Consider the following 23728-nt stretch of genomic DNA (forward strand, 5'->3'; position numbering starts at 1 on the left):
TGTCATTACTTCAGCAGTTTAATGGTTTTAATAAAATATAGCTTTTCATCCTCACCGGGTCCTGCAATACGATCTTTATTATTTTCCAATGATAATTCTGCTATCACTTTTCTGCCTTTATAATGAGGGCTAAGCGACTCATGCTGTTCCTGCTCATCATATATAAACCAAGGTCCGCACTTCTCCTGACAATAGACCCAAAACTTTTTACCTTTGCCATCTTTTAAACCGAGCGCGGTATCATCAATACCACCACCACTTTCAAGGGTATATTGTTGCGGCTTTGCAAAAACGGCACTACATGCAGTGTAAATTAGGAGGATAAGAATATACTTTTTCATCATAAAAATTGCTTAGTTTTTCAGCAGTATAAACGATGGCAAAGAAAATATATACTCAAACTACATATCGGCTGTTTTTATGATTCAACAAAATTATCGAATTTAAAATTACAGCACCTAAAATTGAAACTAATATCAATTTCCAATCAACAAAGAATAATGAGGTTAATAAGATCGTAATATCAATGCCCATCTGCACCTTACCAGCAGGAATTTGAAAGCGTTCTTGCAAATAAAGCACCAATAAATTAATTCCACCCAAACTTGAACGATGTCTAAATAAAATTAAAAAACTTACGCCCATGAGCGTATTTGCAAAAATAGTGGCGTAGAGAGGATTTACATCACTGAGGTGAAAAAAGTGAGGGATTGTTTCTGTAAAACCTGCCAATAAAGCAACCGCAATAAAAGTTTTAACCACTAAACCAACACCCATTTTTTTATAGGCAAAATAATAAAACGGAATATTGATGATAAAAAATAAGATACCAAATTTTATATCTGTGACGTAATGAATTAGTAAAGAAAGTCCCGCCGTTCCCCCAGTCATAATTCCAGCTTGCTGCAATAAGGTCATAGCAAAAGATAAAATAAATGTTCCAATCAACATTGCTAATGCATCTTCAATCTTTGAATGTTGATCAATTTCAGGCATGACTGGACTTACCAAAGACACATTTTGATCGGTATTCATAAGGGTAAAACTCTATAGGAGAACAACAATGGGAGATGTCTTTCAAGGAAAGACATGGCATATTTGATCATTTTTATTAAAATTTCGCAATTTTTTATTATAATTTCACCATAAATGCAATTTATGTTCACAATAATCTTTTTAGAATGATCTTCTTACACAAAAGAAAAAAGCAATTTTTTATTCAGATAATTAGAGAAATTTATGAAACTCTTTTATTTGGTTGCGATACCGTTTTCTTTTAATTTTTCTAAAACAATTGACGTATTTAAATTACTCACCCCGAAATCACTTGAAGATAAAATTCCGATCAATTTGACCATCTCATCTAAATTTTGAACAGCAACTTTAAGTGCAAAATCATAACTTCCAGTTAATTTATGAATATCTTTCACCGCTGGTTCATGTAAAAGAAACTCCACAAAACGATCATGCGTTGCATCATTATAATTTTGCAATTTCACTTCGATAATACCCATAACGGGTGTTGGATCAGCCCTTAAAGCAACTTGTGCATAATATCCAGTAATAATTTTTTGCTGTTCAAGATGAATGCGACGACGCGAACATTGTGACGTAGACAACCCAACTAATTCAGCCAGCTCTTGATTGGCTAATCGCCCATTCATTTGCAAATGATGAATAATTTTTTTATCAAAATCATCAAGCTCTTCGATCATGAAACTCTCTATTAAAGACTGAAATATCAGTAAAACAACGATATATGGTTATTCAAAGTTTAACGTTTTTAAATTCACTCTCACAAGTCTATAACTAAAGCTGAGATGAATGAATGCGATGAATCCCTTTTTTTGTCATTTCTCGCCAAGCATTGTCTAAAGAACCATTTAAATTAATCGCTTTGCAAGCATCCTCAATTACATATGTGTGATAGCCCATTTCAGCAGCATCTAATGCCGTCCAAGCCACACAATAATCGGTTGCAATTCCTACAATATAGACCGTATCAATTTGATGTTCTTTTAAATATCCATTCAAACCTGTTGGCGTTTTTCGATCTGCTTCCTTAAATGCCGAATAGCTATCGATGTCCTGATGAAATCCTTTGCGAATAATTAACTGCGCTGTTGGAATCTTGAGCGCAGGATGAAATTCAGCATCATGCGTGCCTTGTACGCAATGCTTTGGCCATAGCACCTGAGTACCATAAGCTAATTCAATTGTTTCAAAAGGCTTTTTATGATGATGATTTTCTGCAAAAGAAATATGCTGCTGTGGATGCCAATCCTGAGTGAGCACCACATGCTCAAAATTTAATGCCAATTGATTGATCAATGGAATAATTTGATCAGCATCTGCCACAGCCAAGTTGCCACCTGGTGTAAAACCATTCTGTACATCCACAACAATTAACGCGACATGATTCAATTGTTTTTGCATCTGCTCCGTCCAAGTCAATTTTATCTATTGAACAATACGCTGCTCAAACAAATCTGACCACTACACTTTCATTTTTAAGTATGATGAAAACGATTCAATACAAAGATGAATTAAAGTTTTCCACAGTTTAACGAAAGCATATTGTTCTTATGTCTCCGATCAGTCATAATTTGCATAATTGTCATTCAACTCTTCTTCACGTTGAACGACCAATCAAAATACTGCAACCATCCACTATTTCGTTTCAATCACTTCAAATTCGGATGGAAAAATAGGATATTTTTTTAAAATGACTCAGCTAGCACAGAATATTCATGGCTCAATTGTCGCAATCGTCACCCCAATGTTTGAAGATGGCGGCGTAGATTGGAAGAGCCTTGAGAAGCTCGTTGAGTGGCACATCCAACAAGGTACTCATAGCATTGTTGCTGTAGGCACAACGGGCGAAGCTTCTACACTCAGTATGGAAGAACACACACAGGTCATCAAAGAAGTGATTCGTGTAGCCAATAAACGTATCCCAATTATTGCTGGCACAGGTGCTAACTCTACTCGTGAAGCCATTGAGCTCACACAAGCAGCTAAAGATCTAGGTGCAGATGCAGCTCTACTAGTTACACCTTATTATAATAAACCGACGCAAGAAGGTCTTTATCAACATTACAAAGCAATCGCTGAAGCCGTTGATATTCCGCAAATTCTTTATAATGTTCCAGGTCGTACTGGCGTAGACATGCAAAATGAAACGGTTATCCGTCTTGCTGATGTCAAAAATATTGTTGGTATTAAAGATGCAACTGGTGACGTTCCGCGTGGTCAAGCCCTCATCGAAGGTTTAAACGGTCAAATCGCTGTTTATTCTGGTGATGATGAAACTGCATGGGAACTGATTTTACTGGGCGCAAAAGGTAATATTTCAGTTACGGCAAATGTCGCACCAAAACAAATGAGTGAAATTTGTGAAGCTGCATTAGCTGGCGACAAAACCAAAGCACAAGATCTGAATCAAAAAATTGCAAATCTACACAATATTTTGTTTTGCGAATCAAACCCAATTCCTGTGAAATGGGCGTTACATGAGATGGGGTCTATCGGTACTGGCGTACGCTTACCTTTGACTCCGCTTGCTGAGCAATATCGCGAACCGCTCCGCAGTGATTTAAAAACTGCCGGAATTATTTAAATACGAGCAATTTATGATGCAATTACGTCTTGGTGTTGTACTAGTCATTTCAGCTTTAAGTTTGGCTGGTTGTGGTCGTTTTGCCCTCAATAATCATTCTTTAGATTATAAAAAGGCACAAGCACTTGAACCACTCAAGTTCCCTGAGAATGCAACGGTAAGACCATTTACGCCATTGTATCCAGCCCCTACGGTTGACCCACTTGCTATTCAACATGCGCCAACATTTGAAAACAAGACGGGTAATCGTTATGCATTACCTCGTCCAGAGGCATTGAAAGCAACAAGCAATACTCCTGAAGTTGCAGCAACAACTTTGGGTCGTCCACAACTGGTGATGGATGGAAATAAAAATCCATTATTAAAAGTGGAAGGTCCAACAGCAGCTGCATGGCAATATGCGTTTGCGACACTCAGCAGTCTAAATTATCAAGTTATTTCACAAGCAAGCAATGGTTATGAAGCAACCATTAAAGTAGGCGATCAGAATTATCTACTTAAATTATCTGCTGTGGGTTCAAATAATACGATTGCGCTTTTCAAACTTGATACTACTTTTGCAGACACAGCCGTTGCAACTGAAGTATTAAACCAGATTTATCAAAATTGGCCAGCCTAGTCGTTTACTAGGCATACTTTTTCAAAAGGTTCCCCCATGTTAAAACAAACCTTGCTCTATACTGGTAAAGCAAAATCTGTATATGAGACAGATAATGCTGATCACCTAATTTTAGTGTTTCGTGATGATGCTTCTGCATTCAATGGCGAAAAAATTGAGCAATTAGATCGTAAAGGCAAGGTCAACAACCGTTTTAACGCCTTCATCATGGAAAAATTGGCTGAAGCAGGTATCGAAACTCATTTTGAGAAGTTGCTTTCTCCAACAGAAGTACTAGTTAAAAAACTTCACATGATCCCAGTTGAATGTGTAATTCGTAACTATGCTGCTGGTTCACTTTGCCGTCGTTTAGGTGTTGAAGAAGGCAAAGAGTTAACGCCTCCTACATTTGAATTATTCTTTAAAGATGATGCTCTTGGCGATCCAATGGTAAATGAATCACAAGCCATCGCTTTAGGTTGGGCAACAGCTGATCAACTTGAAAAAATGAAAGAACTCACTTACCAAGTGAATGATGTACTTAAAGCATTATTCGATGCAGGTAATATGATTCTGGTTGATTTCAAACTTGAATTCGGCGTATTCCATGACCGTATCGTATTAGGTGATGAGTTCTCTCCAGACGGGTGCCGTTTATGGGATAAAGACACCAAGAAAAAACTAGATAAAGACCGTTTCCGCCAAGGTTTGGGTGGTGTGGTTGAAGCATATGAAGAAGTTGCTGCACGTTTAGGCATTAACTTAGACAACATCTAAGTCTAACTAAATATTTAGCACATATAAAAAACCAGTCCGATTGGACTGGTTTTTTGTTTTTAATATTACTGATTTTGATAAATGAGATTCCCTTCTTTGTAGGTCGCCAACACCTTAATATTTTTAATTTTTCGACTAGGGATGGTTAATGGATTTTGATCTAAGATCACCAAATCAGCAAGCTTGCCTTGCGTTAAAGTACCTTTGGTCTGATCTTCAAAATACTGATAAGCAGCCCAGTCAGTCATTGATTTTAAGGCAAGATAAGGACTTATACGTTCATCTGCACCCAAAACATAATCACTACGTGTCACACGATTGACCGTAGCATCGAGCATCATCATGCTATGTGGTGGAACAACGGGAGCGTCGTGATGTTCAGTAAAGATTAAATTTTTCTTTAACGCTGTTGCTGTTGGCGAAATATGGGCAGCTCGGGTTTCGCCTAAGGTTTGCTGACGATGCCAATCACCCCAATAATAAGTATGTAACGAGAAGAACGAAGGAATAATATCTAATGCCTTCAATTGGTCTAGTTGATCATCTCGAATGGTTTGCGAGTGAATCAATACACTTCTGCGATCCGCTTTACCTTGCTTTGCAGTAGCATCTTTGACAGCACCAATAAACTGATCGATCGCGGCATCACCATTGGCATGTGCAAGCACCTGCCAACTATGTTTGAAGGCTAAATTGATGTATTGATTAACCTGTTGATCCTCTTTGATTGCTGGATAGCCTTTGTAGTTTTTATCTTTACCTTCAGGTGGCACTAAATATGGTTGTGTGAGCCAAGCAGTCTTGCCTTGTGGCGAACCATCTAAACTAATTTTCACCCCACCTATACGGAAGTGATGATCGTATTGCCGGCTACTTCCTTGCTTGAGCATATATTCTTCACTGGTGGTGATATCAGGATAGGAAACGACATCAATCGGAAGATGATTTTGCTTGGCAAGAGCATGCCACATCTCGGTCGTACCCTGATCTGCTCGTCCCTCTTGTACTGTGGTGAAACCATTTTTGACATAAGCATCAATGCCTTTACGCGCAATTTCAAACATCACTTGCGGCGGCACATCTTTAAAAATTGAGCCAATCGCCGTAAATAATGCTGACTCCTCCAGTACTCCATTCGGAACATTCGAATCTACTTCTCGACGAATCACCCCACCCGCTGGATTGGGGGTATTTTGATTAATGTTGAGTAGTTCTAGTGCTTTATGATTCACCGAAGCCAAATGACCCGATTGATGTAAGATCATCACGGGTTGATCTTTGGAGACGCGATCTAAATCGGTTGCGGTCGGATGATTTTGTTCTTTTAGTTGTGCATCATCATAGCCATTGCCTAAGATCCAACCGCCCATCGTTTGAATAACTTGAGGATTTTGTTTTTTCCATTGTGTTAATACCTGAACCAATGAATCAATATCAGAAACTTGACCATCTGGCGCAGGATAGAGATTTGCAACCATCTGATGAAATCCAACCATATTTACATGACTGTGTGCATCAATAAAACTCGGCAAAAGTGTTTTATTTTTTAAATCAATGGATTGGACATTTGAGTTTGCTAAATTCTCTGCTTGCTTTTTTGAACCAACAAAAATGATCTTCCCATCTTTAACCAGCAAGGCTTCTGCATATGTTGGCGTCATACCTTCCATCGTCAAAATTGAACCACCATAAAACAGTTTTTCAGACCGCTCTCGATCAAGTGGTGTGCTTGCACAGCCTGATAAAGTAAAGGCAATGATCGTTGCTGTAGTGAGTTTATTGAAATTTCTAAAAGTCATAGATTAAAACCATATTTTTATTATGCCTTTTTAGATTAAATCGCATTCTTTCTGATATAAAAAGGCATAACTTGTTATTTTTGTAATGCTTGATCAATTCTTGAATAAATAAATAGTGTCAACCACTGTAAATTTATGACTTCGTCTTTGTCGCCAACCAACAGAGTATAGAACCGACGCATACCATCAGCGCACCATACCAAAAAGAAAGACCCAATGGCGTATTCAGTAACAATGCAGCAAAAAAAGCGGATAAAACGGGAATAAAATAAGAGGCACCCGCCAATAAAGTTACATTGCCATGTAAAATCCCGACATTCCAAGCTGCGTAACCAAAACCCATCGCCGCAGCTGCGAAAACTAACGAAATGGAGGATGACCAGTCAAAATCAAATCCGCTTCCACCCATCACCAAATATTTAATCCAAAGCACAATCGACACCAAAATAAAGAACAAAGTGATGCCATTCACTCCATTGGCGATCCTTGCGGTCAGCGTACAATAAGCTGCCCACAACAACGTACCCATAAATGCCAATCCATAGCTGAGCGGATTTTGTTGAATGTTCGCTGTCATGCCGATCAAATCAAATCCTTGATCTCCCCCCAAAACCCAACAAATACCAAGTAGAGAAACAACGAAACCAGGAATGATGAGAAAATTTGCTTTTTGTTGATTAAATAAAATCGCCGCAACCATGGTGAAAGTCGGCCATAAATAATTGACCATTCCGACTTCAATTGCCTGTCGATTATTATTGCTGTAGCCAATCGAAAGAGATAAACAAATTTCATAGGCGACAAATAAAAGAGCACCCCAAATCAAATAATTTTTTGGAAAGCTTTTTAGGCGAGTCCAGCCGACTGAGAAAAACAGGAAAATTGAAGCAAGCGTGTAGATTAATGCGGCTCCACCGACCGCACCAAAATGACTGCTGACATCTTTGATCAAAGCAACAATCAAACTCCATAACAAGATTGCAATCAATCCAACCAGCGTCGCTTTTTTTGTGTTCATCTTTATACAAATTGGAAGTGTAAATCACAGCAAAGTCCTTATTTACATCAGAACTTTGCTTTGGAAAATTTAAAAAATAGCAAATACCAAAAATACTTACCTACTGCTGTTGTTGTTCCTGCTGCCAACGGCGTTGTTGTAAACGTTCACCTTCAACTTCACGTTTATTTAAGGCGCGTTCATAGAGCTTAGTACCACGCAACTCAGGTGGTAAATATTCTTGCAGCACAAAATGTTCTGGATAATTATGTGGATACAGGTAATCCACCCCATAACCTTGCTGTTTCATCAATTTGGTCGGAGCATTTCTTAAATGCAAAGGTACAGGTAAATTTGCAGTTTTTTCAGCAAGTTCTAAAGCCTTATTAATCGCAAGATAAGTGCTGTTACTTTTCGGACTCGTCGCTAAGTACACCGCACATTGTCCTAAAATAATACGCGCCTCAGGCATGCCCACTGCTTGGACTGAACGGAAGCACTCTCCTGCTAACAGCAGAGCATTTGGATTTGAATTGCCAATGTCTTCCGATGCGGCAATCAACATTCGACGTGCGATAAAGATTGGATCTTCGCCGCCTTTTAGCATACGTGCCATCCAGTACAATGTTGCATCTGGATCACTTCCCCGAATCGACTTGATAAATGCCGAAACCAGATCGTAATGCTGTTCGCCAGATTTGTCATAGCGTGCAATATTTTGCTGCGCGACTTTAACAACGATGGCATTGGTTACGATATTTTCGATATCAGGTTCAAAAGTACTGGCAATGAGATCAATCAGATTAAGTGCTTTGCGTGCATCACCCGCAGCAAATTGAATCAGTGCATCATATTCTTCAATTTGAATAAAACGCTGTTTTAAAAACTTATCGCTTTGGATGGCTTTATTGAGTAAGGTCTGAATCGAATCGGCATCTAGACTATTTAGCGTATAAACCTGACAACGAGAAAGCAGCGCACTATTCACTTCAAACGATGGATTTTCGGTCGTCGCTCCAATTAAGGTGATTTTTCCTTTCTCAACGGCATTCAGTAAGGCATCTTGCTGCGATTTATTGAAGCGATGGATCTCATCAATAAATACCACAGGCGTTAACAGATCACCGCTTTCTGCGATCACCTCACGTAACTCTTTTACACCCGTATTCAGTGCAGATAGGCTGATAAAAGGACGATCCACTGCTTGAGCCAGTAATAATGCAATCGTTGTTTTCCCGACCCCTGGTGGCCCCCAAAAGATGATTGAAGGCAAGTGCCCTTGATCAATCATCTGACGTAAAGGGGCATTTTCACCTAGCAAATGATCTTGTCCAATAATTTCGGACAAGTCACGAGGACGTAAACGTTCAGGTAAAGGAATATGCGTATCTGACATCATCACTGGCTTTATGATCTTTTAACCCTAGTCTATTGTGTCTAACACAAATCTACAATTTGAATCTGTACGCACGCGACACTCTATTGCGTACTGTTGACTTGAATCAACTGCTGCATCACGCCATAGCTGGCTTTAATTCGTTCTTCGTTTGGAAAATTAGTATTGGCTAACATCACAATCCCGATTTTTTTTTGCGGAATAAAGGCGGCATAGACACCAAAACCATTGGTTGATCCCGTTTTATTAAAGAATGTTGCTGCTGAAGCAATTCTTGGTTGTTTAACCGCGATCGCAGTATGGCTTTCTAAAGCCATTTTGCTTGAATTACCTTGTAAAAGTGTCTCAAGCTTAACAGGATAAGTATATTGCTCCCATCCTAAGCCCTGCGTCATTGCAGCAACTTTAAAATAACCCACATGGGTATTTTCAATCGCTTTGCGAAGAGGTTGTTTCAATTTTGATGGATTGATCTGCGCATCCAAAAACTTCAACATATCAGAACTACTACTTTTTATACCATAGGCTTCTGCATCAAACATACCCGACGTTACACGCATCGGTTGGTTGTTTTTATAGCCCCAAGCGTAGTGTGGCAATTGCTGTGTAGGGACATTGATAAAACTTTGTGTCATATCCAATTGAGGAAAAAGCGTTTTTTCAACCAATTCGGCGTATGGTTTTTTCATCGCCAAAGCTGTGACATAACCCATTAATCCAATACTTGGGTTGGAATATTGACGTGCCGCGCCAACTTTGGTTTTTGCTCGCCAGTTTTGAAAATATTGAATCATCTGTTGCTGTTGCACGACTTCATCTGGAAATTGCAACGGAAAGCCACCTGCACTATAGGTGCCTAAATTCAAAATAGTAGCTTGATTAACGGCAGTATTTTTGAGTTCAGGAAAATATTTAGCAGGATGATCAGAGAAAGACAACTGTCCTTGTGCCTGCGCATAGCCCGCTAAAGTCGCATTGAACGTTTTACTAACAGAACCAAGTTCAAATAAGGTACTGTTGCTGACCGCTTGTTTGCTTTGCTGCGAAGCAACACCATAATTCACAAAATAGTGTTTGCCATTTAAAGTCACAGCAACCGCCAGACCTGGAATTTTGTATCGTTCTAAGAGCGGTTTAAATTGCTGATCAACAATTTTCTTCACCTGTAAATCTGTTAAAGGCTGTGCCCATAAACTTGAGCTACAAGATAAAAGTCCAATCAACATGAATGTCTTTTTTGAAAATAAAGTTTGGTATTTCAATTGAATCATTAATTTTTTCACTTCATTAAAATTTAGTTGCTACTCAGTTTGAGTAATCTCGCTTTAGAACCATCTTCAATTACCCAAATCGAGCCATCTTGTGCTTGTTGTAAACCACGAATCCGTTGTTTCATGTCTAGACGCTGAACTTCTTTCGCAGGTTGCGATTTTAGATCAACTACCACAATCGATTTAGATGACAAGCCACCAATTAAGGCTTTCTGTTGCCATAGAGGGAATTTATTACCTGTGTAAATCATCATGCTAGAAGGTGAAATTACAGGTGTCCAATCAATTGCAGGCGCTTTAAATTCTGGGCGCGTCTTGTGATCTGGAATCGGTAATCCAGAATAGTGATCACCATTCGATACAATTGGATAGCCATAGTTCGCCCCTTTGAGAATGAGATTAAGTTCATCCCCTCCTTTTGGCCCCATTTCAACTACCCACAATTGCCCCTGCCCATCAAATGCCATGCCTAATGGATTACGATGCCCCAATGACCAAATTTCAGCAGTAACGCCTGCTTGTTGGCTAAATGGATTATCAGCTGCTGGAGAACCATCTTCATTCAATCGGAGAATCTTACCTAAATTGCTTTTGATATCTTGGGCAGGATCAAATTTTTGTCGCTCTCCCGAACTTATCCAAAGCTTTCCATCAGCACCAAACAGCATACGATGACCATAATGTCCTTGTCCTGAAACCTTAGGTGTTTGCTGCCAGATTGTTTTTAAGTCCGTGAGCTTCGGTTGTACGGGATTAGATAAATCGAGTTTGGCGCGGGCAATCTCAGCCCCATATCCACCCCGACCTTTAACCGCATAACTGAGATAGATCCAATGATTACTGGCAAAATCCGGATGTAAAATCACATCACCCAAACCACCTTGCCCACCATAACTCACCGCAGGAATACCTTGAATATTGAGACTGGTTTTAGTTTTGGGATCAAATAATTTTAACTGCCCTTTGCGCTCAGTCACTAATAAACGTTGATCGGGCAATACTGCGATCGCCCAAGGCTCATCGAACTGAGCAAGCGCTTCGACTTGGTAAGTCTGATTTATAGATGTTTTACTAGCTTGAACCGAAGCCTCAGGTGTTTTGGAATTGGTATTATTTGGACCGCAGGCAAGCAGTAACAGAGCGCTACTACAAATTAAAGGTGTTACTAACAGTTTTTTCATTGCTGATCTCCCTTCACATCAGTTCATCTTACGGAGATCTGCATATAGAAATACTGTAAAAATGTTGTTTTTACTCATATTGGTTAAATGAATGAAGTCTAAATATTAGCGTATCCAGCGCACTACATAGTCTTCGATATCTTCTTCATTAATTTCAACTTCTGAAATACAACGCCCTGCCGCCGATTTTTTAGCTTTAATCACACTTTGGCGAGAACCTGTATTTAAATAGTGCCATGAAGGTAAATTTTTTCCTTCATTTAAGCGTCGATAAGCGCAACTCGGTGGCAACCATGTAATCGTTTGCAAACGTTCTGGCGTCAATTGGATGCAATCTGCAACATGCTGCTGACGATTGATATAGTCCGAGCAGCGTGCGGTCTTACAATCGAGTAATTTACATGCCACTTTAGTGTAGGCGACTTCAGCCGTATCTTCGTCTTCTAGTTTTACCAAACAACATAAACCACAGCCATCGCAGAGTGCTTCCCACTCAGTATTATTCAACTGATCAAGCGGATATTGTTTCCAAAAATTGGGTCTTAATTCAGCAGACATACGGGTGCGTTTCGGGCTAAAAAATCAGTATTAATTATAGCATTTATTATTCAACAAGCTGGTTTTAGATGCGCTTAACTGATTAACAATTCTTAATCATTTCAACACTTCAACCACAGAAAAACCACATTTAGTTTAAAAAACACACGCTATAGTAAGCACATAACGATAAATTTAGGAGGAAGTAATATGTTCCGCTGGGCTATTATTTTTGCAGTGATTGCATTAATTGCTAGTTTACTTGGTTTTGGTGGTGTTGCAGGTTTATCTAAAGACTTCGCCGTAATCTTACTGGTGGTTGCAGCCATACTTGCCGTAGTTGGTTTCTTATCACGTGGTAAAGTTTAGCTTTCTAAGAATTAGAAACTGAATAAAATAAAAAAGAAGAATCATCGTATTCTTCTTTTTTTATTTCTAGCTTCTCATTTCACCTAAAAAATTTTACATCTCGTCCATCATATTATTTTATGCTTTATCCACTATTTTAAAAATACAGTTTGGGATCTGAAAATGAGTTTTTCTATTACTACTCGTGAAATTGAATATACAGCAGCAGATGGTCAACGCTTAATCGGTTATTTTGCCTCACCTGTTGTAGATCAACCTGTTGCAGGTGTAATCGTCGCACCTGAATGGTGGGGACGTAACGAATATACGGAACAACGTGCACGCGAACTTGCAGCACATGGCTTTGCTGCCTTAGCAATCGATATGTACGGTGATAAAAAAGTTACTACGGCCGTACCTCAAGCTTCAGAATGGATGAATCAAACCTTTGAACAACCAAATACGATCGTCAATCGTGCAAAGGCAGGTCTAGCGACCTTAGCTGCACAACCTGAAGTCAATGCTGATAAGCTGGCGGCAATTGGCTTTTGCTATGGTGGTAAAGTTGTACTTGATTTAGCTCGCTCTGGTGCAGATATCAAAGCAGTTGCGACATTCCATGCGGTATTAGCGACCAATGCTCCTGCTCAAAAAGATCAAATTAAAGCGGAAATTTTAGTACTGCATGGCGAACTTGATAGCATGGTGACTTTAGATGATGTCGCAAGTTTCCGTCAGGAAATGCATGATGCAAATGTAGATCATGAAGTGATTATCTTTGAAGATGCAAAACACGGTTTTAGTAATCCACTCGCAGATGAGCGTGCCAAAGCGAATCATGTTGATCTCGGTTATAACGCAGAAGCAGAACGTCAAGGTCTTGAAGCGATGTATGAGTTGTTAGATAAATATTTAAAGTGATTGATAAGCTTACAAACTTTCGATAATGCTTAATCGTGCAAAGGCGGCATGAATATCGCCTTTGCTCTAGCAAACATTAACTCGCATTCACATCAATATTTACTGTATCACTATTGGATCATGTATTTTTGAAAGATAGATAACATCCTATCAATCCCTGATTTCCGCTATAATGCCCCTCTGCTTTTGATTGTTCTGATTCATGTCTGATTTTTCATTTTCTGATGCGCTGCTTACATGGTTTGACCAACACGGTCGTCATGACTTACCGTGGCAAGTCGCGGATGACCCTTACAAAGTTTGGGTCTCAGAAATCATGTTGCAGCAAACACAAGTCAAAACAGTGCTGCAATATTTTGATCGTTTTATTCAACGCTTTCCGACTGTCAATGATTTGGGTCAAGCCAGTTGGGATGATGTTGCCCCGTACTGGGCAGGTTTAGGTTATTACGCTAGAGCAAGGAATTTGCACAAAGCGGCAGGCATTGTAAAGCAGCAAGGAAAGTTTCCTGAGACATTAGAACAGTGGATCGAACTACCAGGTATTGGACCATCCACAGCGGGTGCACTGATGTCTCTCGGATTACGCCAATATGGCGTAATCATGGATGGTAACGTGAAACGTGTTTTAGCTCGATTCTTTGCTATCGAAGATGATTTATCTAAACCACAACATGAACGTGCTTTATGGCAAATCGCAAAAGACCTATGCCCACAACAACGCAACCATGATTACACTCAGGCGATTATGGACTTGGGTGCAACCATCTGTACACCGAGAAAACCCTTATGTCTTTACTGCCCAATGCAGCAGCACTGTCAAGCTTATCAACAAGGATTAGAACAAGAACTGCCCTTTAAAAAAGCTAAAAAGCCTGTGCCTATAAAAACGGCAGATATTTTAGTGATTCAATCTGGTGAGGAATGGCTTTGGCATCAACGTGAAGCGCATGGTTTATGGGGTGGTTTATATTGTCTGCCAATTATTGAGCAGACAACCGAACTACAACAGATTGAGCAACACTTTAAACTACAAGCTCAAGTATCATCTTTACAGATTAGTCATAGTTTTACCCATTTCACTTGGTTGTTAAATGAAAAACTGTTCCACGTGGAACATGATCAAAAAGAACAACTCAGCATTGAACTGAACGGGATATGGCTTAATCCTGAAACGGCGATTGCGAAAGGCATTCCCACTGCCATGAAAAAATTGATTACAGCTAAACAAAAATCGTGATGTTATTTATGCTGTAAATCAGAACGCAAGGAGTTTTTGTGCGTCAATCAATTTCTTATTCGGTTCTTGCTGTGTTGATCATATTACTTGCAGCGTGTACCACAGCACCTAAGAAACCAACACCATTACCGAATGCTCAAGTCAATAAACTCAAAAGTATACGTTTGGACAGTCGCCTTCCAGTTCCTGTCAAAGGAATTAGTCGGCATGAATTACGCGATACTTGGGGCGCCGCACGTAGTCAAGGCCGCAGTCATGAGGGCATTGATATCATGGCAGAGCGTGGAACGAAAGTGTATAGTGCTACCGAAGGCTTAGTTGCTGATTTACGTAATAATAATCTTGGTGGTAAAGTGATTTGGATCATGGGGCCATCAGGTTCTTGGCATTATTATGCTCATTTAGATGGTCATAAACGTGGTCTTAATGTTGGCGATTATGTTCGTAAAGGTGACCTGATCGGTTATGTGGGAAATACGGGCAATGCACGTCACACCGCCCCACATTTACATTACGGAATTTATTTAAATGGTAAAGGGCGTGGCGCAGTCAATCCATATCCTTATTTACGTTAGGAAAAAACAATGTCAGATGCATTGATCGAACGACTGGTTGAATTCGCAGAATCAGGTAATCAGCAAAAAATAATTTCGAATGGGACCAGCTATCAAGGTTGGATCATGGAAATTACGGAAGATGCTTTGTTGATCAGCACGGGCTTCGCCGATAAATCAGGTAAAGACTTTTGGCTAAAGTTTAGTGATTTAAATACATCAGAACTATATTATTGGGACACACGCCCAAATGAATGGGTTAAATTTGAACTATAGATAAAAAACTTTCTAATAACGATAAGGAGCTTCCACGATGACAACCCAACGCTGTGGCTGGTGTTCGGATGATCCCTTGTACATTGCTTACCATGATCAAGAGTGGGGCAAGGCACAATATGATGAAGCTCATTTATTTGAGATGCTTTGTCTTGAAGGGCAACAAGCAGGTCTATCATGGATTACTGTTTTAAAAAAACGTGAACATTATCGCTCCCATTTCTTCCAATACCCAATCTCTCAGATTGCTGCGCTGACGGATGATCAACTTGAAAATAAACTGACCGATTCTGGTTTGATTCGCCATTTGGGTAAATTAAAAGCCATTCGAGATAACGCGATTGCATGGCAAGCCTTGAAAGATGAAGTCGCTGATGTATCAGCATGGTTATGGAGTTTCGTTGATCAAAAAGTCATAAATAATGATGTTGCAAACTATCGTGAAGCCCCTGCTCAAACTGAATTGAGCCAGAAATTATCTAAAACGCTAAAAAAACGTGGTTTTAAATTTGTTGGACCAACAACCTGTTATGCCTTTATGCAAGCAGTCGGCATGGTGAATGATCACGAAAACCACTGCTCTTTTAAATAAAAAAATTCCTCCACAGGAGAGTTCTCATGAGTAATAATCAAATACGTGCTTATGCTGCGATGAAAGCAGGTGAGCAATTGGTTCCTTATCAATTTGATGCTGGTGAGTTACAAGCACACCAAGTTGAAGTCAAAGTCGAATATTGTGGTCTATGCCATTCAGATATTTCTGTGATTAATAACGATTGGCAGTCTTCGCGCTATCCTGTGATCGCAGGTCATGAAATTGTGGGTACGATTAGCGCTTTAGGATCAGAAGCCAAAGGTTTGAAACTAGGTCAACGTGTTGGAATCGGTTGGACAGCTGAAACTTGCCAAGCTTGTGATCCATGTATTGGTGGTAATCAAGTGCTATGTACTGGAGGCAGTGTTGCAACGATTGTTGGACATGCGGGTGGATTTGCCGAAAAAGTCCGTGCCGGGTGGCAATGGGTCATTCCTTTACCTGATGACTTAGCTCCTGAGAGTGCTGGCCCATTATTGTGTGGCGGGATTACGGTATTTGATCCGTTGCTCAAACATAAAATCCAAGCAACGCATCATGTGGGTGTCATTGGGATCGGTGGATTAGGTCATATCGCAATTAAATTATTGAAAGCATGGGGCTGTGAAGTCACTGCTTTTAGTTCTAATCCAGAAAAAACTGAAGAACTCAAAGCCATGGGCGCTGATCATGTCGTGAATAGCCGTGATGCTCAAGCAATTAAGGCGCAGCGTGGTAAATTCGATTTATTATTAAGTACCGTCAATGTCACCTTAAATTGGCAAGCCTATTTAAATACTTTAGCACCGAAAGGCAGCTTACATTTCCTCGGTGTCACTCTAGAGCCTATTCCTGTTTCGGTGGGTGCAATCATGAGTGGTGCAAAATCTGTTACCTCATCACCAACAGGCTCACCTTTGGCACTTCGTCAACTGCTTCAGTTTGCCGCGCGTCGCAATATTGCACCTCAAATTGAGCTTTACCCAATGTCTCAACTCAATGATGCAATCGAACGATTGCATTCAGGACAAGCACGTTATCGCATCGTACTGAAAGCTGATTTTGACTAACTCAAAGGCATCTTCAAACTTTGTCTGATCCAATCCGCCAACTGCTGAATCGCGTGGCGGATTTCATCAGTCAATGCATGCCCTGCGTTTAAGCGAATAAAGTGTTGATAACGTCGATCTTCGCCAAACACTTCTCCTGGTACGATGTTAATTCCCTTGCCTTGCGCTAAATAGTATAAATCCAGTCCTGTGATTGTTTCAGGAAGCTGCATCCATAACGCATAACCACCCTGTGATTGACTTAAAGCAATCGGAATACCTTGAAAAGTCTCTAAAATACAAGCTCGATACTGTTCAACCTGTTGCATTAACTTTGGTCTTAATTGATCCAAATGCTCTCGATAACCACGGCTATAAATAAAATCTGCTAAACCAAGTTGCAAAGGCGTATTTACCCCAACATTGTTTGCCATTAATTTTGGGCGCAAATATTCGAGCCGCTGACCGATACAAAACCAACCGACACGATAAGCAGTCGATAATGATTTTGATACCGAACCACACCAAAGCACATACCCTTGCTGATCCCAATAACGAATCGGTAATGGTCGCTCTTTTTCAAAACTACATTCGGCATAGATGTCATCTTCGATGACAAAACATTGATACTGCTGAGCCAACTCTGCAATCTTTTGTTTTTGTTGATTGTTTAAACAATATCCTAATGGATTCTGATAATTGGCGGTCAATAAACAGAGTTTCGCACTGCCCTGTTGCATAAAGAATTCTAGACGTTCCAAATCGATACCGAGATGATCAGCAGGAATTTCAATAATCTTACGTTTTAAACTTGCCAACATCTGCAACTGACCGTTGAAGGTTGGAGTTGGAATAATAATGCTATCCCCTTCACGGCTCATCTGCTGGATTAATAATGCAATGGCAGGCATACAACCATTACTAATGAAAATATCCTCAGTGGCGACATAAATTCCATCTTCACGCCAATGATCTGACAGTGCTTGTCTTAATAATTGATGCCCCTGCTTATTACAGTATAAAAAATCTTCGGGTTGGCAATGTTTAAGCGCACGTTGTAAAGAACGACGCAACCCATCTACAGGAATCAAATGTGGAGACAGTTGAATCGCCCCTAATGGCGTTAAATGGCTTTGAATCGAAGCCGTTTGAATTTGATTCTGCAAATCTAAATTTGAAACCTGTCGAGCTTTAGATTCGAAATGGGGACTGTCTGGAATCGGGCTTTGGTATTGTCGAGAACTAACAAAATATCCTGACTTGGCTTTGACGTAGATTAGCCCTTTTGCTTCCAATAATTCATAACACTGCTGGGCTGTACTCAAACTAATATTTTGCTGACGAGCAAATTCCCTTAAAGAACTGAGCTTCTGTTGCGGTTGTAATTCATGTTGATAAATCTTTTGCGATAGCTGTTCAGCCAAACGCTGGTATTGAAATGCCATTTCTGTACTGCTTTTTTATAAATTTCTGTATCTGTATTGGTTTATAAAACACCGTTAAGCTATAAAAATCAATAGTGAAGGAGTAAGACGATGAAAAATATAATATTATTTATATTAACTACAGTTTTATTTGCAGGTTGTCAGCTCACTGATCAGCAAGCATATCAACAGCAAGAGGTCTGTAAAACCCTAACTCAGGGATATTTAAAAATTCAAAATCAACCGACTTATGAATTATGGAAACTTGAACACATCCCGACTCAAGATCAAAAAGATACCTTGAAGCTAACCTATAAAAAGCCAAATGAAAACGGTGTGGTTTTAGCAGGAACACTACTTCCAACTGTTGTTTTGGAATGTAGTCTACAACAGCAGCATATCGTCGTCTCTTTGGTACAGGCGACTGGTGAGCCAACTCCTGTTCTAGAAGTGCAACTTCCCAATCAAACTATTGGCACACTGAAAAACCGTGAGCTAATTGCTCAGACAGAAACTCGATAAATAAACGAACACGCTTCGGTAGATGCTCTTGTTGATAATACACAGCATGGATGCTTTGATAAGAGTACTCAATTTGATCTTCAAATAAGGCAATCAATCGCCCCTCATTGATGTCTTGCCAAACTTCAAACTCAGAAAGTCGTGCAATACCTTGTCCACGTAAACATAATTGTCTGACCGTTTCACCACTCGATGCTTTAACTTTAGCCTGTGCTAAAAAGTATTCACCATCGACTTTAATCGGCCATTTATTGATATATGTTGGACGAGTAAAACCCACAACATCATGTTCATATAGCTGTTTTGGTTGTTGCGGCATCCCTTTTCGACTTAAATATTCTGGGCTTGCAACAATATATATACGGCTTTTACACACCAACTTGGCATGTAAACTCGAATCATTTAATTCTCCAAAACGAAATGCCACATCAGTTTTGTGCTCCAAAAGATCAATGACTAGATCATTACTATTTAATTCAATTTCAATATTTGGATAACACCGCCTAAATTTATGTACCAGTGGGGTAATCACATGCAGAATAAAAGGTGTCGCCGAATCTACGCGAATAACACCTGCGGTATCTTGATCCGATTTTTGTAATGCTTCTTCTGCTGCATTTAAATCACTTAAAATTTTGCGCGCATGATTTAAAAATTGCTGTCCTTCTTGGGTCAATTTCAATTTCCGTGTGGTGCGCTCCAGTAAAGTCACTTCCAACTTCGATTCTAAACGACTTAATGAACGGCTAAGCCCTGAAGCTGTTTGCCCTAATTTTTCAGCGGCAGCAATAAAAGAACCAGTATCTACAATGGTCATAAAAGCATGCAGTTCTTCAATGGTCGATCTCATTGCTACCTCTTAATTATTGATATTTAGTCAACTATATTTTGCAAATTCATCTATTTTTTAGCAACAATAATCGTTGCAAAATCGCATCTATGCACAGAATACGCTCCATTGAGCAGAAATAGATGAGGTAAATCACATGCGTATCCCAAAATTTGGTTTAGGTACATTTCGACTTAAAGACCAAATCGCCATTAACTCAGTCAAAAATGCATTAGAGGTCGGTTATCGTGCCATTGATAGCGCTCAAATTTACGAAAATGAAGCCGCCGTAGGGCAAGCCATTGCTGAAAGTGGTATTGCGCGACAAGAGTTATTTTTAACGACAAAAATTTGGACCAGTAATTTCTCTGAAGAAAAATTAATCCCTAGCCTGAAAGAGAGTTTACAGAAGCTTGGTACTGATGCCGTTGATCTGACCTTAATTCACTGGCCTGCACCCTCTCAAGGCACCAATATTACTGAGCTAATGCAATTATTATTGGAAGCAAAACAACAAGGTTTGACCAAACTGATTGGTGTTTCTAATTTTAATATTGCACTCACACAGCAAGCAATCGATAGCATCGGTGCAGAACATATTGCAACTAATCAAATCGAGTTAAGTCCCTATTTACAAAATCAGAGCTTGGTGAATTATCTAAGCGAACAACAGATCGATGTGACCTCATACATGACGCTTGCCTATGGCAAAGTGTTAAACGACCCTGTTTTGCTTGAAATTGCGTCACAGCATCAAGCCACCACTGCACAAGTTGCATTGGCTTGGGCACTACAGCGCGGTTTTGCCGTTATTCCATCATCCACTAAGCGTGAAAACTTGATCAGCAACTTAAAAGCGCAAGATTTAAAATTAAGCGTGGAAGAGATGCAGATGATAGCGCAACTAGAACGTAATGGACGTGAAATCGACCCGCCTGAACTTGCACCGCAATGGGATGAATAGAATGGGCAAAAGTATCAATCTTCCTCTACTTGCGCTAGCAATTGGTGCTTTTGCAATTGGAACCACTGAGTTTTCGCCTATGGGCTTGCTGCCCAATATTGCCAATGATCTTGGTGTGTCGATTCCAAGCGCTGGTATGCTGATCACAGGTTATGCCTTGGGTGTTATGCTCGGTGCACCGATTATGACCTTATGGCTCGGTGGTTTTGCTCGTCGTAATGCGCTTATTTTACTGATGGCAATTTTTACGATTGGTAATCTAATCGCAGCGTTTGCGCCTAATTATATGAGTCTAATGGGAGCACGTTTAATCACCAGTCTGAACCACGGTGCTTTTTTTGGAATTGGATCCGTGGTTGCCGCGAGTGTGGTTCCAGCAAATAAACAAGCCAGTGCTGTAGCCAGCATGTTTATGGGACTCACCATTGCCAATATTGGTGGTGTGCCACTTGCAACTTGGATCGGGCAAAATATTGGTTGGCGAATGTCCTTCCTGGGGATTTCAGCACTCGGTCTTATCACCATGGTTGCTCTTTGGAAAGCTCTACCTGTCGGTTCAGTTGGGCAAAAACCGAATGTGAAAATGGAGCTGAAGGTGCTTACTCGACTACCTGTGGTTTTGGCATTGCTCACCACGGTGTTTGGTGCCTCTGCCATGTTTACCCTATATACCTATATTGCACCGAGCTTAGTACAATTCACCCACGCTTCATCGACCTTTATCACCATAATGTTGGTCTTAATTGGTATTGGTTTCTCGATTGGTAATCACTTTGGCGGCAAATTTGCAGATTTATCGTTAGATAAAACCCTGATTGGCTTCTTAGCTTTATTGATTGGATTAATGCTGATTTTTCCAATTCTTGCAAAAACTCAACTTGGTGCAGCCATTGGTTTAGTGATTTGGGGTGCGGCAGCATTTGCAATCGTTCCACCTTTACAAATGCGCGTGATGGCAGTAGCGCATGAGGCATCAGGACTGGCATCTTCAGTCAACGTTGGAGCATTTAATTTAGGCAATGCCATCGGTGCAGCGGCTGGTGGTGCAGTGTTGAGTATCGGCTTAAATTATACGGCGGTTTCCATGATCGGTGCGCTATTAGCAGGAGTCGGTTTAATCTTGGTATTTATCCAAATCAAACTAACAACCAAACCAAGCACAACATTAGAACAATGCTCTCAAAGCTGATGCGGAATAGAAAAGCCTGATATAAATCAGGCTTGTTCTTTCATACAAGTACAAAGGTTCAAATGCATATTATTTCAATACGTCAGGCAAATTAGGTTGTGCATATATTGGATTATTCACCTCCTTTTTCATTTTCATTAACATTTGATAAGGTTGCTGTTGAACAAACATATTTACAAAGCTTAATGGAATTGAGCCAGCTGGATCAGCATAGCCATTGGTGATGACTTTGACTTTATTATTGGCTATTTTTTGAAAAGTCCAATCACCAGAATACTTGGTCAGTCGAACCACATCTGCTTGTTCAGGGTAATTATTTTGAATGGCATTATTTTTAATACTAATGCTGCCATCTGCATTTTTAGTCATTTTGCCTTTAATCACCACATCTCGATCTTTTAATGGAAATGGGAAATCTAAAACCATATAAAGTGTGAACTCACCTTTTTTCTCATCTCGAGCTAACATTTGTGCTTTACCCACATAAGGCACCCATTGTGGTGTCCGTTCGACATCAAGAACCACGGCAACAGCACGTTCTAATGGCACATCAAAGGTGGTTTCAGCTTTATATTGAATAATCGGATTGTTTTCTGTTTGGTATGTCCAAACCTTAATATTATTGCGATGCAAACTGAGTTTCGCTGTATCTGATGCAGCAGTAACCGCAAAACTGGTCATGCTGAGCAGTGTCGCGAGGACGATATGTTTTTTATTCATGTCACGCTCAATTGTTTTAATGATGGCAAGAGCTTGTTTTCACTCATCTAAGAAAGAAAGCTCGACAAGCTCTGTTATAGTACAAAAAAGGAACGTTTTATACTTCCAAATCGTTAAAGCCTAAAACATCTTTCATGTCATATTTACGCGCTTCACGTCCGACCACCCACGCTGCTGCGCGCACAGCACCTGAAGCGAAGTTCATACGATTGGTGGCTTTATGTGTCACTTCAACACGCTCACCTTCACCAATAAACATCACAGTGTGCTCACCCACGATATCGCCACCACGAATCGTTTCGAAACCAATAGTTTGACGATCACGAGGACCGGTATAACCTTCACGTCCATAGACCGCGACTTCTTTTAAGTTACGACCTAAAGTATCAGCAATCGCCTCACCCATCATAAAAGCAGTCCCCGATGGTGCATCGACTTTATGACGGTGATGAGCTTCAATAATTTCAATATCTACAGTGTCACCAAATACTTTTGCAGCTAGCTCCAACAGTTTAATAGATACATTCACGCCAACTGAATAATTGGCTGCATAGACGACTGGTGTTTGAGTTGCCGTGTCATCTAAAAATGCTTTTTGCTCATCAGACATACCTGTCGTACCAATCACCATCGCTACGCCTGCTTCACGGCATAACTTTAGGTGCTGTTCTGTTGCAACAGGTGCAGTGAAGTCAATCACTACATCGCAGTCTTTTAATACTTCACTCAGACTTCCTGCCACCTTGACGCCAAGGCTTCCCACACCTGCAAGCTCACCTGCATCTGTACCCACTAAGCTACTTTCAGGACGCTCAACAGCCGCAGCCAGTTGATAGCCAGCCTGTTGCACAGCTTGAATTAGAATACGTCCCATGCGTCCGCCTGCACCTAAAATACCAATGCGTGGAGAAGTTGACATAATTTTTCCCAGTCTTTTATTTAA

General features: G+C 40.1%; 27 protein-coding genes. 13 read left to right on the plus strand and 14 right to left on the minus strand.

The genetic code is table 11. The annotated features are described in order from the left end of the window. Positions 1-5: 5 nt before the first annotated feature. From F933_RS08540 to pncA, 4 genes are all read right to left on the minus strand, one after another. A complete protein-coding gene (locus F933_RS08540; protein ID WP_005060328.1) occupies positions 6-344 on the minus strand; it encodes a hypothetical protein in 339 nt (112 codons plus the stop codon). A 52-nt stretch (positions 345-396) separates the two neighbouring features. Beyond that, on the minus strand, positions 397-1035 hold the full coding sequence (locus F933_RS08545) for a YitT family protein (RefSeq protein ID WP_005060330.1): 639 nt from the start codon (positions 1033-1035) through the stop codon (positions 397-399). Between the two features lie 215 nt (positions 1036-1250). Next, positions 1251-1715, minus strand: a complete 465-nt coding sequence (locus tag F933_RS08550; protein ID WP_005052677.1) for an Lrp/AsnC family transcriptional regulator — start codon at positions 1713-1715, stop codon at positions 1251-1253. A 94-nt stretch (positions 1716-1809) separates the two neighbouring features. After that, entirely contained in the window at positions 1810-2436 is a 627-nt protein-coding gene (pncA, locus tag F933_RS08555) for a bifunctional nicotinamidase/pyrazinamidase (protein ID WP_005060333.1), read from the minus strand. A 289-nt stretch (positions 2437-2725) separates the two neighbouring features. On the opposite strand from pncA, the gene dapA reads away from it, so the two are divergent. Genes dapA through purC form a run of 3 tightly spaced genes read left to right on the plus strand, consistent with a single transcriptional unit; the run spans position 2726 to position 4994 of the window. After that, the gene (gene dapA, locus F933_RS08560) at positions 2726-3619 is read left to right on the plus strand and encodes a 4-hydroxy-tetrahydrodipicolinate synthase (RefSeq protein ID WP_005052681.1); all 894 of its coding nucleotides are present in this window, start codon (positions 2726-2728) and stop codon (positions 3617-3619) included. A gap of 16 nt (positions 3620-3635) precedes the next feature. Continuing rightward, positions 3636-4238: a hypothetical protein gene (locus F933_RS08565; protein ID WP_034710646.1), complete on the plus strand. Its 603-nt coding sequence runs from the start codon at positions 3636-3638 to the stop codon at positions 4236-4238. Positions 4239-4274: 36 nt separating this feature from the next. After that, positions 4275-4994 carry a phosphoribosylaminoimidazolesuccinocarboxamide synthase gene (gene purC, locus F933_RS08570; RefSeq protein ID WP_005052684.1) on the plus strand — a complete coding sequence of 240 codons (720 nt, stop codon included), beginning with the start codon at positions 4275-4277 and terminating at the stop codon, positions 4992-4994. A 65-nt stretch (positions 4995-5059) separates the two neighbouring features. Here purC and F933_RS08575 read toward each other — a convergent pair whose 3' ends face one another. The 6 genes from F933_RS08575 to F933_RS08600 form a co-directional block, all read right to left on the minus strand. Further along, complete coding sequence (locus F933_RS08575; protein WP_005060336.1) at positions 5060-6793, minus strand: amidohydrolase; 1734 nt, start codon at positions 6791-6793, stop codon at positions 5060-5062. 133 nt (positions 6794-6926) lie between these two features. After that, positions 6927-7811, minus strand: coding sequence for an aromatic amino acid DMT transporter YddG (gene yddG, locus F933_RS08580; RefSeq protein WP_005060338.1), 885 nt, complete (start codon positions 7809-7811; stop codon positions 6927-6929). A 100-nt stretch (positions 7812-7911) separates the two neighbouring features. Further along, positions 7912-9186: a replication-associated recombination protein A gene (locus F933_RS08585; RefSeq protein WP_167539085.1), complete on the minus strand. Its 1275-nt coding sequence runs from the start codon at positions 9184-9186 to the stop codon at positions 7912-7914. Between the two features lie 83 nt (positions 9187-9269). Continuing rightward, positions 9270-10457: a class C beta-lactamase gene (ampC, locus tag F933_RS08590; protein WP_005060342.1), complete on the minus strand. Its 1188-nt coding sequence runs from the start codon at positions 10455-10457 to the stop codon at positions 9270-9272. Positions 10458-10480: 23 nt separating this feature from the next. Then, positions 10481-11638, minus strand: coding sequence for a PQQ-dependent sugar dehydrogenase (locus tag F933_RS08595; RefSeq protein WP_005060345.1), 1158 nt, complete (start codon positions 11636-11638; stop codon positions 10481-10483). A 105-nt stretch (positions 11639-11743) separates the two neighbouring features. Beyond that, positions 11744-12196, minus strand: coding sequence for a YcgN family cysteine cluster protein (locus F933_RS08600; RefSeq protein ID WP_005060347.1), 453 nt, complete (start codon positions 12194-12196; stop codon positions 11744-11746). A gap of 189 nt (positions 12197-12385) precedes the next feature. On the opposite strand from F933_RS08600, the gene F933_RS17020 reads away from it, so the two are divergent. The 7 genes from F933_RS17020 (at position 12386) to ahr (ending at position 17158) form a co-directional block, all read left to right on the plus strand. Continuing rightward, entirely contained in the window at positions 12386-12544 is a 159-nt protein-coding gene (locus F933_RS17020) for a DUF1328 domain-containing protein (RefSeq protein WP_004878181.1), read from the plus strand. A 162-nt stretch (positions 12545-12706) separates the two neighbouring features. Continuing rightward, complete coding sequence (locus tag F933_RS08610) at positions 12707-13444, plus strand: dienelactone hydrolase family protein (protein ID WP_005060349.1); 738 nt, start codon at positions 12707-12709, stop codon at positions 13442-13444. 202 nt (positions 13445-13646) lie between these two features. Continuing rightward, positions 13647-14684 carry an A/G-specific adenine glycosylase gene (mutY, locus tag F933_RS08615; RefSeq protein WP_005060351.1) on the plus strand — a complete coding sequence of 346 codons (1038 nt, stop codon included), beginning with the start codon at positions 13647-13649 and terminating at the stop codon, positions 14682-14684. A 38-nt stretch (positions 14685-14722) separates the two neighbouring features. Next, a complete protein-coding gene (locus F933_RS08620; RefSeq protein WP_005060354.1) occupies positions 14723-15259 on the plus strand; it encodes a M23 family metallopeptidase in 537 nt (178 codons plus the stop codon). Between the two features lie 9 nt (positions 15260-15268). Further along, a complete protein-coding gene (locus F933_RS08625) occupies positions 15269-15514 on the plus strand; it encodes a hypothetical protein (protein WP_005060356.1) in 246 nt (81 codons plus the stop codon). Positions 15515-15551: 37 nt separating this feature from the next. After that, a complete protein-coding gene (locus tag F933_RS08630; RefSeq protein ID WP_005060358.1) occupies positions 15552-16106 on the plus strand; it encodes a DNA-3-methyladenine glycosylase I in 555 nt (184 codons plus the stop codon). Positions 16107-16132: 26 nt separating this feature from the next. Further along, entirely contained in the window at positions 16133-17158 is a 1026-nt protein-coding gene (gene ahr / locus F933_RS08635; RefSeq protein WP_005060360.1) for an NADPH-dependent aldehyde reductase Ahr, read from the plus strand. Here the strand turns inward: ahr and F933_RS08640 are convergent. Beyond that, on the minus strand, positions 17155-18582 hold the full coding sequence (locus tag F933_RS08640; protein WP_005060362.1) for an aminotransferase-like domain-containing protein: 1428 nt from the start codon (positions 18580-18582) through the stop codon (positions 17155-17157). The two genes, ahr and F933_RS08640, sit on opposite strands and share 4 nt — an antisense overlap. A gap of 90 nt (positions 18583-18672) precedes the next feature. Here F933_RS08640 and F933_RS08645 point away from each other — a divergent pair, with 90 nt between their 5' ends. Then, entirely contained in the window at positions 18673-19083 is a 411-nt protein-coding gene (locus F933_RS08645; RefSeq protein ID WP_005060364.1) for a hypothetical protein, read from the plus strand. On the opposite strand, the gene F933_RS08650 is transcribed toward F933_RS08645, so the two are convergent. Beyond that, positions 19031-19933, minus strand: coding sequence for a LysR family transcriptional regulator (locus F933_RS08650; RefSeq protein WP_005060365.1), 903 nt, complete (start codon positions 19931-19933; stop codon positions 19031-19033). The genes F933_RS08645 and F933_RS08650 overlap by 53 nt on opposite strands. A 136-nt stretch (positions 19934-20069) precedes the next feature. On the opposite strand from F933_RS08650, the gene dkgB reads away from it, so the two are divergent. Both dkgB and F933_RS08660 read left to right on the plus strand, forming a co-directional pair. Beyond that, entirely contained in the window at positions 20070-20876 is an 807-nt protein-coding gene (dkgB, locus tag F933_RS08655) for a 2,5-didehydrogluconate reductase DkgB (RefSeq protein ID WP_005060368.1), read from the plus strand. A 1-nt stretch (position 20877) separates the two neighbouring features. Then, positions 20878-22065 carry an MFS transporter gene (locus tag F933_RS08660; RefSeq protein ID WP_005060371.1) on the plus strand — a complete coding sequence of 396 codons (1188 nt, stop codon included), beginning with the start codon at positions 20878-20880 and terminating at the stop codon, positions 22063-22065. A gap of 69 nt (positions 22066-22134) precedes the next feature. Here the strand turns inward: F933_RS08660 and F933_RS08665 are convergent, their stop codons facing one another. Then, on the minus strand, positions 22135-22785 hold the full coding sequence (locus F933_RS08665) for an START domain-containing protein (RefSeq protein ID WP_005060373.1): 651 nt from the start codon (positions 22783-22785) through the stop codon (positions 22135-22137). A gap of 97 nt (positions 22786-22882) precedes the next feature. Further along, positions 22883-23704, minus strand: coding sequence for a 4-hydroxy-tetrahydrodipicolinate reductase (gene dapB / locus F933_RS08670; protein WP_005052726.1), 822 nt, complete (start codon positions 23702-23704; stop codon positions 22883-22885). Between the last annotated feature and the right edge of the window lie 24 nt (positions 23705-23728).

It is taken from the genome of Acinetobacter beijerinckii CIP 110307 (assembly GCF_000369005.1).
Lineage (GTDB): Bacteria > Pseudomonadota > Gammaproteobacteria > Pseudomonadales > Moraxellaceae > Acinetobacter > Acinetobacter beijerinckii.